A 13,121-nucleotide genomic window follows, 5' to 3' on the forward strand; every position below is an offset into this window, starting at 1 on the left:
ATATCTTTGACCAGTAGGCGTATTGGAGGAGCGCTACGCTTGATAACGGCAGCTACCAATTCGGAAATTATCGCCTGGGCTTCTTTCGTACTCAAACCGCTACCCCTCACTCCACAAGAACTATTGTCGTACCATCAGCGTAAGTATGGGCGTAGCCTATGTCTTCTAGATGCCGCTTAAGCAACTTCACGTTTTGGCGCAACTCATCTTCGTCGACCGGTGTGGGTAACCCAAAGACGTATGGCAGGAGATTGTTACGTCGGATGACATCGTCGTCTTTTTCCTGCCCCACGACAACCCCGAACTGTGACCGCCATTGATCGAGGAGTGCAGGGAATTCAACCGGTTCGCCCTGGTCGACCGTGGCGATGACCAGTACCTCTAGGAAATCACTGGTCACCTGATAGCGTTTCCGCTCGGACCGGTTGCCCCAGGGACCGACAAAACCTGCCCGACGGCCGAGTTCTTTCAAAAAGCCCATAGGACTACCCGTTCTACTCTCGAGTCCTTGATCGACGACGCTACGTACTACGGCATCGGCGACGGAATAACCTTCGGACTGGCGTAGGGCTATGAACCGCTGAAGCAGGCGTTCCCGGTTTTTTTCCTCTCCTGCTAACTGCGTGAGAAATGCTCGGGCGTCGTCATCACTAGTGGGAAGACTCCCTTCCGATTCAAAAGCCACTTTCACTCGATAGCGGAGGAATTGCTCAACAGCTTGGCCAGCAGCGCGGAATGAAGCGTGGCTAGCGATGGCTACGCTTCGTAACGTGCCTTCACTTACATCGAAGAGTATCGGAGGTCGGGCTGCTTGCTCGTCGCTCTTAGCTGTTTCGACCCATCGGGTGATAAGGTGAAGGAAAGTGGCAAAAGAACTCAGAAGCCCCAGTCGCCGCAGGCCACTTAGTTTGCTCCGACGGCGCCGTTCGAATTGAGCTAAGCGGTCAAAGGCAGCTCGGAGGCCGCGCATAATTGGGGAATCAAGGGATTCTACTGCTTCCTCAGACGTTGAATCGGGTCTCCACTGGCTGCGCTCCAGCAGCGGCCATGCTAGCGTGGACCAGGGGTCAGTGTTGTCCTGTAATACCTCTAGCAGCCACGCGACGGTAGGACTCCCCGCTGCCCCCCGCCCAGCGGTTAGCAATCGGTATAGAAATCTACCGACCCCGTTGTGGGACCGGTCGCCGGTCACCGCCCGCTCGTTGGCGAGGGTAAACGAGGATTGATCGCCCTGCTCATACACTGCTCCGTCCGCCCCATAGGTGGCTTTCAGTAGTCTGCGGAAGTCCTCGAAGCGGGCCTGTTGTTGGGAAGTGGCTACGTTAGGCCATAGTGTGGAGTATTCTTCCAGCAGGGCATTCGATGGGTTTCGCTCCTCGTCAAATCCGGCCTTTTGCTTGCGCACCCACCACACTGCCGTCCGGTTCAACGGTCTCGTGTCATAGTAGCCGCCTAAACAGGCCCGGCATAGGCCGTTCACGATGTGGACTGGCTTAATAGAGTTATTTGTCGGTGTGTAGCCGAGTGTTTGGTATATGTCTTTAAAAATCTGCTCGATCCCATCCTGACGAGCCATACTTGCTTACCCCTTGCTCCGCTTCTAGAACTGATACGAGGAGTGTGAGGACCGCTGGACCTTAAAGACTGTACTGAGGCCGTGTTTTATGCTCTGAGCCGTAACAGTGTGGATTGGCTCACTCGTGGACACGACACGGCGTAGGTCGTCGATAAATCGAGTGATCCGCCTGGTGGATGAACGGTTCCAAGTTGGCTCGATAAACCCCCGGGTGGCATCCTGGAGGGTCAGGTAAAGTTCCACATCCACCAAAAGCGTGGCGCGCTTTCCGAGGCTATCTCGCTCCTTGGACGCTACTATAAAGTGCTGGGGTAAGAATGGAAGGCCTTCTCCCATCCATGCCTGCAACCAGGGAGCCGGCTTGGGAATAGCGATTTGTAGGCGATCGAGGGAAACGTAACTGGTAGCAACGAAAACGTCTGGCGCCTTGGCATCGTAGCGGTGACTGGTCCAGAGGTAGAGAATATCATCCTTATGCTCGTCCCAATTCGGGACGAAGAACCGATTGAGCGCCAGGACGATGCTACGGAGCAGGCCGGCCACGTTGGTGTCGCCCTGGGTCAAGAGTCTGTGAAACCGCACGAAATCCTGGGGCATCATCTTAAGCAGCGAGTCGCCGTTTACATGTTCGAAGTAAAACCGCCGTTTGAGTGATCGAAAAAGGGTTTCCTGGTGGTCGGAGGGAGCACTCTGTGGAATCGGTGGGCTTCCGTTTTGCAACCAATCCTCGGACCTAGTCTGCCCTGTCCAGAGAGCTTCGTCGAGCCGAGGGTGGGTCACTACTGCGGGGTCAAAGAACGATCGGAGGGCTTCAAACAAAGGCCCATCCCCTGAGAAGGCCAAGTTGTAGTAATGAAGATCACAGTTACCTTGGGAGCGCTCACGGGTCAGGCGATCCTGTCCACCGGTGAGCAGATAGGCGACGAAACCCACTAGTTGCCGCATCGTCACATGCAGTCCCTGTCGACCAAGGGCCTCGAGGAGGTCACAAAGCCGCTCCTGTACCCGTAGTTCCATGAGGCGCTGCCGGTTCTTCAGCATCGGGTCCAAGTGTGAAAGGCCCTGATAGAAACGGTCATTAGTCAACCGGGCGATGACTGCCTTTACCACTGCTGGCGCCAGGAGGTTGCGGTGATTCAGATCGATAACCTGAACGTTCTCCTGGGGGGGCGCAGGACGTTCATCGTCAAAGTAATATAACGCCTCTTTGACCTGCCGCCACGCCTCTCTCAGTGGAGGGAAGTCGGGGGCTACCCCGAGGAGTTTGTACAGTGGAAATTCGTTAATCGCCAGACAGAACGGTCGCCCTTCTGAACGTGCGAGTTTCCACTGCCTAAGGATCTCCTCATCGGGCACTGCGTTAGCGTCGGTAATCACGATGGCGCCTTCGGCTTCCAGCGATGGCCGCAACCGTTCGATTAAGTGGGTTTTCCCGTCTCCTGGGTTACCCGTCACGATGATGTGCTTATTCCGACCGCAGGCCTCAAGCACGCAGTTGTCGATGGTATCAAAGGGTACATGGATCCAGTTCCGCTCATCTTCAGTTAGGTGATCAGAGTAACTGCCGATGCTACGGTACAGGTGGCGGACAAATTCGCTTCCTTGAGGCCGCCCTGACGGTTCCTGCTGGCTCGCCAGTGCCTTCGCCTCAGTCTCAAGTTCTGCCAAGAAAGTGCGTTGATTGGGCTCTGCCACTAGTTCTTGACTCAAGGCAAACTGCTCCGGCCGGAAGGAAGCAACTTTCGAAAGCACCTCCTGGCCCTTTTCGTGGGAAATGCGACTTGCGAGCCAACGCTGTAGCCAATAGTTAGCTATTTGACGAGTTCGCTCCTTCGGTTGGTCCATCGGCAGGAGGTAATTCAAGTGATCTTCTTCACACCGTAGGACGGCCTCGCTATTACTAGCCAAGAACGCACCATAGATGATTCGTTGGTCAGCATGCTGTAGGAAGAGGTCAGAATTAAGACCCAGCGCGTCGAGGCCCGCACGTAGTTTGCGTAACTTAGGACTATGGCCTTCACCAAAGATGTGGTTTACATTTCTCATCCCTTTAGCCGCTTGGTCCACTCGGTACAAGGCTTCTGCCGCCTCCGTTGAGAAGTGGACCGTTCCGTAACTGTTCGTATAGCCCAACTGCTCTAAGGTCAATAGAGCGTCTCCGGTTCCGCCGACATACCGAACTGGGATTCTCAGACGGTTATATTGGCTGGAGCCTACGGCATAAAGGCTGGTGGTACCGATGAAGGCCAGATCAGCGGGTCGCACCACGGGTTCACCTTTCATGGCTGAGGCGATGTAACTGACTTGCCCGGAATAACGATCGCGGTAGTCGGCCCAGACTTCTGGGGAGAGCATTAACATGCTGACCAACTTGCCTCCAAGCAGGTAAGTATACGGTGGGATTGCCCCACACACCGTCAATTCCATCATATTAGTGCCGACCCGTTCCCTCTTCATCGCCGCTATCGCTAGGGCAATGGCCCGCCGCCCTGACTCGTTTTGTAGTAGTTGACGTATGGCCGATGAAGGATTTTGCAACAGACTGGTCTGACGAAACAACTTGCGGGCAAATAAGGCATCAGCAAGAGTCCTTGCTCTTTTATAGCGGTACAGCTGGGTATCGCTTAGCCGGCGCCAGTCGACTTTCTCGAGACGTCCTTCGGTCGCATCCTGGAAGGCCTGCTTTAAAAGAGTGATTTCTTCGTGATTGCCTTGCTTTAGGTCAAGCCGCCGTTGGTTCGCACTCTGTTCAGCGATGGCGCGTAACTTATTGATTATCTCGTCGGTAGGATCATCAAGCGCAGCAACCTCTTTAGCATCGTCCAATAATCCGTCGAGTCGGATGCCATCAATGGCCTGAGTGATTACTCGCTCCATCGCCATCGCTAAGCGAATCAGGCGGTTTTCCAAGTCTTGCCTGATCTGCACCCCCTTGGCTGGGTTGAACTTCGCAGCCTCTTTCGCTGCTTGCTCCTGCCTGAGTATGAACTGTCTCAGTTCCTCTACGCTCCATAGCAGCCTCTTGTCGCGGGGTGTGAGTTGCATGGGGGCGTTCCCGAGGGCGGCTATACCGATAATCGCTTTGTTGGGAGTAGCTAGATCACGAACGAGGTAAAACATGTTTCTCCCTGGCTGGCTCTGGTACGGAATCGACCAGTAGTGGCGGAAATAGCGCCAGATGTCCTGTAAGCGGAGTCCGGTAACGTCATCGCGGGCTGCTGCCTCAACCAATTGCAGAGACGGGCGGATGATTTGCCGCTCGACCAAAGTTGCAGGCCGCTCCTGGATCGGGATCGCCAGAACGTCCCCCAACCGGCGTGCCAACTCTGCCCCGTTGGCAAGAAGTTTTAGTACCCCCCGGCGTTCCATAGCGCGGATAAACTCCGATGTCGCGGGTTCATTGAGTTGCAGTTCGCGAGCGAATTGATAAGACCGTCGAACTGCATGTTTCGCTTTGGCCGCATCGCTCTTGTCGGTATGTGAGACAGGAGGTGCGACCTCGAGTTGCCCTTCCTTCAACGTAAACTCCCAGCCCTGCGCCGTTAGGTCGCGCACCAGCAGCAAAGCGGCTAAGTATTTACGCGTAGGCAACAACTCCAACTCGGTTGTTCCGCGACTCTCCAGTTCCCGTATATCAAGTCGCACGCGGGCGATCTCGGAGCGAACGATCTCTGGGTTGTTACTGGCGATAAATTCCATCACCGTGCGCTGTAGGCGTTCCGTGTGTTCTTCCGTAAGCGTAGGCGCGAATACTCTAGGACCAATAATGGGAGCCTTACTCATCGACATCAGCTTCAACTCCATCACTCCGCGTGGTCTACACGTCAAACAAATACGCCAAAAAACAGCGCTGGCTAAAAACCTCGTCGAATGTGAACCTCTTTCGCCGCGCGGACGAGTCCCGCTCCTCTACATCTCGCCTCGGGGGATCACTGTATTCGTTCACATTTCGGCTAACCACTTCCAGTTTACCACGGAATACCCCATTAGTATCGCGGCCCGTAGGGGACAGGCCTACCGGAGGTCTATGGGTGGGCGGCGATGACGTCTCGTCCCCCCTCGCTCCAGAGACAAGGTGTAATTTAACCTGCTCACCGGTCCGCTCGTTCCACTACTCGCCGCGCCGGCGAAGGCGGTGCTGCCCGGACTCCGGTGGGCGCCCCGGGGTCGCGGAGGTGCCACAGGACTACCGGGCGCGCATCGACATGGAGTCCCCCACCTCGGCCCCGAGCAGGTGATCCGGGCGCTACACGCGGCCTTTCCCCGCGAAGCTCATCGCCGTGGCCGTGGGCGCGTACAAGATGGCCACGGGTCAGGTGTGGCATAGGACTGTGTTCGGGAGATCTAAGAGCCGAACGGGCTCTCGTCGATGGGCATCGGTCGGGATCACTCGCACCGTACGCCGTCTCGTACTCAGCCCCGTCCCAATCGGATTACACTGTTCGCGCGGCGGCTCTTCGCTCCGCCGCATCCGATTGCCGGCGCACCGTACGCTTGACCTGGACCTTGGCGCCAGTGGGTGTTCCGGACCTCTATTGTCTCATGCGTCAGCCGACCGGGATCCCGCCCACTGCGCCACTGCAGCGGCCCGGGCTGTTCACCGTTACGCTACCCGGCGTTTGTTCCAGGGTTCGCACGAATCGCGTTCAGTGGCCTAACCTCCTGCCCCATCGTTCGTACCTGCCAGGCACTCTCGCATCCGGGGCGAATCCTCCATCACAGTTACGCACTGAAGTGCTGAGTGGGCATCGAACGGAGGCCGAAGCGAATGACAACCGTCGCACGCTGGATCGGTCGCCGGCTCAGGGAAGCTGGCATCCGGCACGCGTTCGGGCTACCGGGCGGCGAGGTGGTCGAGCTCATCGAGGGGCTCCGGCAGGAGGGCGTGGAGTTCATCGTCACCCGCCACGAGGCGGCGGCGGCATTCATGGCCAACGCCTACGGTCAGGCGACGGGCCGGCCGGGCGTCTGCATCGCCACCCTCGGGCCCGGGGCGACGAACCTCGTGACCGGGGTGGCGCACGCGTACCTGGACCGGGCCCCGGTCATCGCCATCACGGCGCAGCTCCCGGACGCCAAGTACACCATCGCCACCCACCAGGCCCTGGACCTGATGGCGCTCTACCGGCCGATCACGAAGTGGCAGGCCCGGATCGACCCCGGGAACGTGAAGGCCGTGGTCGAGCGGGCGCTCCGGGTGGCGACGCAGGAGCGCCCCGGCCCGGTCTACCTCATGCTGCCGTCGAGCCACGCCGCGGCGGAGGTTGACGACCGCCCCTACCCGGCGCCCGAGGTGCCGGCGCGGGGCGGATCGGCTGCTACGGTCGCCCCGGAGGCGATCCGGGCGGCGGCGGAGCGCATCGAGCGCGCCCACCGGCCGGTTCTCCTCGTGGGCCTGAGCGCGGCCCGGGCCGGCGCCTCCGGCCAGGTGGTGGCCCTCGCGGAGCGCCTCGGGGCGCCGGTCATCGTCGGGCCGAAGGCGAAGGGCACCTTCCCGGAGGACCACCCGCTCTTCACCGGCACGATCGAGATGCTGGGCACGGACGTCCTCTTCGACCTGATCGCCTCGAGCGACCGGGTGATCGCCGCCGGCTTCGACCCGGTGGAGCTCGACAGGGACTGGACGTTCGACGCGCCGGTGCTGAACGTCGACACCGTCCCGGCCGACCCCTACTACCCGGTCGACTTCGACCTCACCGGGCCCCTCGTCCCGACCCTGGCCGCGCTGGCGGAGGCGGTGCGGCCCGGGGCACGGTGGGCGCTGGAGGAGGTCGCGGAGGTGCGGCGGCGTCTCCGGGCGCGCATCGACGTGGAGGTGCCCGGCCTCAGCCCCCAGCAGGCGATCCGGGCCCTGCAGGCGGCCTTCCCCCGGGACACGCTCATCGCCGTGGACGTGGGCGCGCACAAGATGGCCACGGGTCAGGTGTGGCAGAGCACGGTGCCCGGGACGTTCTACATGTCGAACGGGCTCTCGTCGATGGGCTACGCCTTCCCGGCGGCGCTGGCGCTGAAGCTCGTGCACCCGGAGCGGAAGGTGGTGGCGGTGGCGGGCGACGGCGCCTTCGCCATGAGCATGGCCGAGCTGGAGACGGCGGTGCGGGTGGGGCTGGGGGTGACCGCGGTCGTCCTGGTGGACGGTGCCCTGAGCCTCATCGAGATGGCCCAGGAGCGCCGGGGCTACCCGAGCACGGGGACGCGGTTCGGCAACCCCGACTTCGCCGCGGTGGCCCGGGCGTTCGGGGTCGAGGCGAGGACGGTCCGCACGCCGGAGGAGGCGGAGGTGGCCTTCGCCGAGGCCGCCCGGGCGGACGGGCCCTTCCTCGTCGCGGTGCACGTGAACCCGGCGGGGTACCGGCTGAAGTGACGTGAGGTGACGCACCGCAGGCCCCGGAGGCGGCGGGCCCGGAGGCGGGGGCGGTGCACCGCCAGGTGCCTGCGGGAGCGGCTACGGATTCGGGCTTGCCCTGCCCAGGTTCGCCCTGCCCGGGCCGGGGCCTGGCACGCGGCGCCGCTGATCCGGGTGCCCCGGCACGGGGCGGGTGGCCGGTTCGTGGGGCCTGCGGTCGGTCAGGCCCGGATCGCGGTCCTTCCCGCCCGCACCGCGGCGATGACCGGTCCCGGCGCCCCGACGGGAGGGATCGGCGGACGGTCTGGCCGCGTGCGGTCTCGTGTTCCCTGGCGAGGTCGCCCTGCCCCCCGATCTGCGGGGGCAGCGGATCGACCGGCTGGGCCTGGTCCCGGCCCGGTATGTGGGCCTGGGCCTGGCGGGCGAGGGCGGCACCGCCGCGGACCCGGCCGGGTTCTCGCGGCGCGTTCCTTTGAACTTCTATCCAGGCCGGGTAGCGCCAGCGGTCTCTGACTCCGGTGACGTCATCACGATGGTGCCCTGAGCGGTGGCGCAAAGCACCTCTTCTGCACTGCCCTTGGCAACGAAGACATCGCAGCGACACACGGCCTGACGTTTACCGGCGTGAACGACGGTGGCCCGCCCGATTAACTTTTCCCCGACAGCGGGTCGCAAATAGTTTATCTTGTACTCGGACGTCAGGACGTTTGGCCCGAGAACGGTGCCGCCAGCGAACGTCAGCGCGTTGTCGGCCGCGTAGCTGAGAACGCCGCCGTGGACGAACCCGTTCTGTTGCAGCAACTCCTGGCGCACCGGGATCTCCAGTACTGCCTCCCCCGGCTGAAACTGCACGAGTCTCGCTCCAACGAGTCTGCTGAATGGTTGTGCGGCAAGGACCTTTTCACCGAGGTGGAGCAGCTCATGTCCGCCCATGTTCTTTCCCTCCCCCAGGATGATCATCGCATGCGTGGGTCTGTGCGCAGTGCCACGGTGACCGGGGCTGCCGTCCCAGGTAAGGGCGCAAGAGGCCTTTGCCCTGGTGGCGGTCGACAAGAATGGTCGCGGGCTTCTTCCCTTCGATATCTGCACCCGGGCCGTTGTCACCTGGGCGCCGGGGGCGATCTGCCAAGCCGTCGGGTTGAAGGTGGGGCAGCGCCCGGTCGCCGAATGGGCTGCAGCCCCGAGGCGATGCCGCGAGCACCTTTGATCACGCCCAACACGGGATCCGGGACACCGATGCAGGCGGCCAGCATGACGTCGGGATGCTGGGACGGGACCTCCTGGATTTCGAGGGGTATACGTTGTGCCGCAGGGCGAACCAGTGCCACCACCTCGCCACGGTCACCGGAGGTATACTGGGTGGTAAGGAAACAGAGTAAGGGGATGTGGTAATGCGAGAGCCTCGACGGAGGGGGAGGCGGCGATGCCCACCTATCGTGCGAAACTTACCCGAAAAGGACAGGTCACCGTGCCGCGTGAGGTACGCCGGGCGCTTGGCGTGGGGGCGGGGGATGAGATCACGTTTCAGGTCGATCCCGATGGCGTGTGGGTGACGCCAGTACGGGAGCGTAGCCGCTTTCGCGAGTTCGAGGGGCGTTGGCGCGAGCCAGGGGGAGAGCCTCCTGAGGCGGTGGACAGCTGGCTGCGCCGGCTGCGGGGGCACGAGAGCGAATGAGCACTGCGGTGGATACGAACGTCCTGATCGACTTCCTGGCCGGTGAGCCCGCGGCGGCGCGACGTGCACACATGGACTTCCTCATCGGCGCACATTCCACGTCCAGGACTTCTGCAGGCCGTCGGGGCGTAGTGCCCCGTTTCAGCCACCTTTGGCCCGACATATCAACTCGATGCCTTCCGATCATGGATTCAGGGCAAGTAACTTACGCAGCTACAAGCCCCGGCCGGGCTCTGTGAGGAACTGGCCGGGGTAGTTGGACCACCGTGGACTAGAGCCTCCGGAGGAAGTGCAGGACGTAATCGGCGAGCCTCCGCTCCATCTCGGCGGGCTGTTCCTCGCGGTTCAGGAGGGCGTGTAACGAGCTGGTGACGTCCACCACGTTGACCTTTCCCTTCCGGGTCACCTGGCGGTTTGCCACCTCGGTGGGCACCCACGCGCTCCGGGCCGCCTCCTCCATGACCTTGATCACCGCCCCGAGTCGGCCCGGTTTCGGGGTGACCCGGATGAGAAAGCGCTCCGCCTTTGCCGGGCTCACGAAGACCGATGCGGCCAGGTCGGATGTCCCCTCACGCAGGTAGAGCTCTACGATGTCGCCCGCCTCGATCCTGTGCCAGCCCAGCTTACGGGCGCCCTGGCGGGTGCTCTCCCACAGCTTGGCGAAGTTCCGCTTGTTACGCCTGATCTCTTCGCTTTGGGGCCCTCTTTTCGGCCCTGCGAATTCGCCGAGCCAGGGGAGCGGCGGTGTGAAGCCGAGCCGCTCGAAGCCCTCCTTGAGCCAGCCCAGGAAGCGGTCCTGATCGTCCAGCAGCGGATAGAAATCCCGCCACAGGAAGTGGTCCCGATTGGAGGGGCGGATGTACCTGGGGTCGGCCAGAACGGTGTCCGGGAGGGAGCGGAACGAGGAGCATACGTACGCCACTCCGTCCACCGGCAGCGCCAGGTAACGCTGCAACTGGTTCCGCTCGCCGGTCTCCCTTTCTACCGTTTCGGGGGCCTCGAGCTTGTGCTCCACCAGGATCACGTGGCCGTCATCAAGGGTGAGCCGTAGGTCGGGCTGGCTCGACGCACCCGGGTAGGATACCTGGGTCTCCACCCTGGCGATGATGGGTTCCGGCCAGCCTTGCCTCGACGCGTACTCACCCAGCAACAGGGCCGCATAGCGGGCCCGGAAGATCGGGGAGAGTTCCAGCGCGGCGGCAAAGAACTCGGTGAGGTGGTCTTCGCGGTTGCTGGTGAGGGAACGAGTGGACCAGAACAGATTCATCTAAATCGGGTCTGGGGTGGAAGGCCCCGACCTACCCGTGGTCGGGAAGGCCCCAGGCGCTCGTCTGTACGAGCGCTATACCCCCTCACCTCCTCTGCGTGGCGGCCTGGAGTGCAGACACGGGTTGTACGGAGGCCGCAGGGTGCTTCGCCGGCGTACCCCTTACCAGGGGTTCCGGATACGGGTTTGACTCAGGCCGCGGTCATTTTCAACAAAGCAGGACAGTTTCCTGTCGGAACGCCGCTCGTACTGGAACCCCGAGGCGGAGGCACTGCAGGTGGCGCCGCCGAAGAGGGGGCCCGGGCACTGCGCGCGTGTCCGGTGCGTCAGGCCCGGTCACGATCCGTCCCGCCTGCACCGCGGCCGCCGCCCCCCGGCGCCCCGGGCCGGGCAGAAGGGCTGCGGGCAGGCGTGATCAAATCCTTCTATCAATCACGAATGCGGACAGGACGGGCAGGCCCCGTCCGCCGCCCCGGCCATGGGCCGGCCCGGGAGGCATGGCGTTGCTACCGCTCTTCGACACGGTGCCCCACCGCTCGCCCCCGCTCACGACGTGGGGACTCATCCTGGCGAACGGCCTCGTGTTTCTCCTCGAAGCCGCCCTGCCTGCGGACCTGCGAGAGCTCCTGATCCACTGGCTCGGGCTGGTGCCGGCCCGGTACGCCGGCCTGGCGTCGCCGGGCGGGGGCGGCATCGCCCCGGACGGCGGGTGGCCGTTTCTCACGTCGCTGTTCCTCCACGGCGGCTGGGTGCACCTTCTGAGCAACATGTGGGCGCTCTACCTCTTCGGCGACAACGTGGAGGACCGCATGGGGCACCTCCGCTTCCTCGCCTTCTACCTCCTGAGTGGGGTGGCGGCCGGCGTGACCCACGTCGTGACCAACTGGGGGTCCGCGGTGCCGGCCATCGGCGCCTCCGGTGCCGTTGCGGGCGTGATGGGGGCCTACATGGCCCTCTTCCCCGGGGCCCGGATCATCACGCTGGTGCCCGTGTTCCTGCTGCCCTGGTTCGTGGAGGTGCCGGCAGCCGTCTACCTGGGGGGCTGGTTCGCCTCCCAGTTCGTCAGCGGCGCGTTCGCCCTGCTCGGCCCCGGCCAGTGGGGTGGGGTGGCCTGGTGGGCGCACGTCGGGGGCTTCCTGGCGGGGCTCCTCCTGTACCGCCTGTTCCTGAAGCCGCGGCGGTACTACCGCGCGTTCTTCCCGGACGAATACCGCCCGTGGTGAGGGTGGGCGTGAGGAGGTTGGCGACGTGCTCGGCGAAATCCTCTGGCTCTTCCTGTTGGCCTCCGCCCTGCAGCCGGTGCTCCGCCAGCGCCTGCTGGAGGCGGCGCGGCAGCGGCTGATCGCCCGGATCGAGGCCGAGCGGGGCTCGCGGGTGATCGTGCTGGTCCACCGGGAGGAGCGGATGAGCCTGCTGGGCTTCCCGGTGTACCGCTACATCGACATCCAGGACTCGGAGGCGGTGATCCGGGCCATCCACATGACGGACCCGGACGTGCCCCTGGACATCATCCTGCACACGCCGGGCGGCCTCGTGCTGGCGGCGCTCCAGATCGCCCGGGCCATCCGGAAGCACCGGGCCCGGGTGACGGCCTTCGTGCCGCACCACGCGATGTCCGGCGGCACCCTGATCGCCCTGGCCGCCGACGAGATCGTCATGGACGAGCACGCCGTCCTCGGCCCCGTGGACCCCCAGCTCGGGGAGTACCCGGCCGCCTCGCTCGTGCGGGTCGTCGAGACCAAGCCGCCCGCCGAGCTCGACGACCGGACCCTGATCCTGGCCGACGTGGCGCAGAAGGCCATCGCCCAGGTGCGCCGCCACGTGGAGGAGTTGCTGCAGGGCCGGTACGAGCCGGAGGCCGCGCGGGAGATCGCCCGCATCCTCTCCGAGGGCACGTGGACGCACGACCACCCCATCACCTTCGAGGAGGCGCAGGCGCTGGGCCTGCACGTGCGCAGCGGCGTGCCCCAGGAGATCTACCAGCTCATGGCCCTGTACCCGCAGCCGGTACGGCAGACCGTGTCCGTGGAGTACCTGCCGGTGCCCCGCCGCGGCCAGCGCACGCGGTGAGGCGGAAGGGGCCGGGCTGGGCCTGAGGTCTCCCTCGCCCCGTGGTCGCCGCGAACGACGGATTACGCCGTGGGACGGGCCCACGCGGGCCGGGCGGTGCATCCCCAGTTCGCCTCGTGTGATCCCTTCGTCCGGCCCACGGGTAGCGGCGTTCGAAACGCACCTGCGCCCAGGAGCGACAGCTCCC

General features: G+C 63.5%; 8 protein-coding genes. 4 read left to right on the forward strand and 4 right to left on the reverse strand.

Features of this window, described 5'->3' with window-relative positions:
• Positions 1-106: 106 nt before the first annotated feature.
• Together caldi_RS03000 and caldi_RS03005 are read right to left on the reverse strand one after the other, a co-directional pair.
• Positions 107-1,576 (reverse strand): hypothetical protein, encoded by a 1,470-nt coding sequence (locus caldi_RS03000; protein ID WP_264843634.1) that lies wholly within the window; start codon positions 1,574-1,576, stop codon positions 107-109.
• A gap of 24 nt (positions 1,577-1,600) precedes the next feature.
• The gene (locus tag caldi_RS03005; RefSeq protein WP_264844717.1) at positions 1,601-5,365 is read right to left on the reverse strand and encodes a DUF4338 domain-containing protein; all 3,765 of its coding nucleotides are present in this window, start codon (positions 5,363-5,365) and stop codon (positions 1,601-1,603) included.
• A 979-nt stretch (positions 5,366-6,344) separates the two neighbouring features.
• Here caldi_RS03005 and caldi_RS03010 point away from each other — a divergent pair.
• Positions 6,345-7,940: a thiamine pyrophosphate-binding protein gene (locus tag caldi_RS03010; RefSeq protein ID WP_264843635.1), complete on the forward strand. Its 1,596-nt coding sequence runs from the start codon at positions 6,345-6,347 to the stop codon at positions 7,938-7,940.
• A gap of 462 nt (positions 7,941-8,402) precedes the next feature.
• On the opposite strand, the gene caldi_RS03015 is transcribed toward caldi_RS03010, so the two are convergent.
• Positions 8,403-8,855 carry a PaaI family thioesterase gene (locus tag caldi_RS03015; RefSeq protein ID WP_264843636.1) on the reverse strand — a complete coding sequence of 151 codons (453 nt, stop codon included), beginning with the start codon at positions 8,853-8,855 and terminating at the stop codon, positions 8,403-8,405.
• A gap of 490 nt (positions 8,856-9,345) precedes the next feature.
• Here caldi_RS03015 and caldi_RS03020 point away from each other — a divergent pair, with 490 nt between their 5' ends.
• A complete protein-coding gene (locus caldi_RS03020; protein ID WP_264843637.1) occupies positions 9,346-9,597 on the forward strand; it encodes an AbrB/MazE/SpoVT family DNA-binding domain-containing protein in 252 nt (83 codons plus the stop codon).
• 271 nt (positions 9,598-9,868) lie between these two features.
• Here caldi_RS03020 and caldi_RS03025 read toward each other — a convergent pair whose 3' ends face one another.
• A complete protein-coding gene (locus caldi_RS03025; protein ID WP_264843638.1) occupies positions 9,869-10,864 on the reverse strand; it encodes a hypothetical protein in 996 nt (331 codons plus the stop codon).
• A gap of 503 nt (positions 10,865-11,367) precedes the next feature.
• Here caldi_RS03025 and caldi_RS03030 point away from each other — a divergent pair.
• Both caldi_RS03030 and caldi_RS03035 read left to right on the forward strand, forming a co-directional pair.
• The gene (locus caldi_RS03030; RefSeq protein WP_264843639.1) at positions 11,368-12,087 is read left to right on the forward strand and encodes a rhomboid family intramembrane serine protease; all 720 of its coding nucleotides are present in this window, start codon (positions 11,368-11,370) and stop codon (positions 12,085-12,087) included.
• Positions 12,088-12,112: 25 nt separating this feature from the next.
• Positions 12,113-12,934, forward strand: a complete 822-nt coding sequence (locus caldi_RS03035; RefSeq protein WP_264843640.1) for an SDH family Clp fold serine proteinase — start codon at positions 12,113-12,115, stop codon at positions 12,932-12,934.
• Positions 12,935-13,121 lie beyond the last annotated feature (187 nt).

The organism is Caldinitratiruptor microaerophilus, assembly GCF_025999835.1.
Lineage (GTDB): Bacteria > Bacillota > Sulfobacillia > Symbiobacteriales > ZC4RG38 > Caldinitratiruptor > Caldinitratiruptor microaerophilus.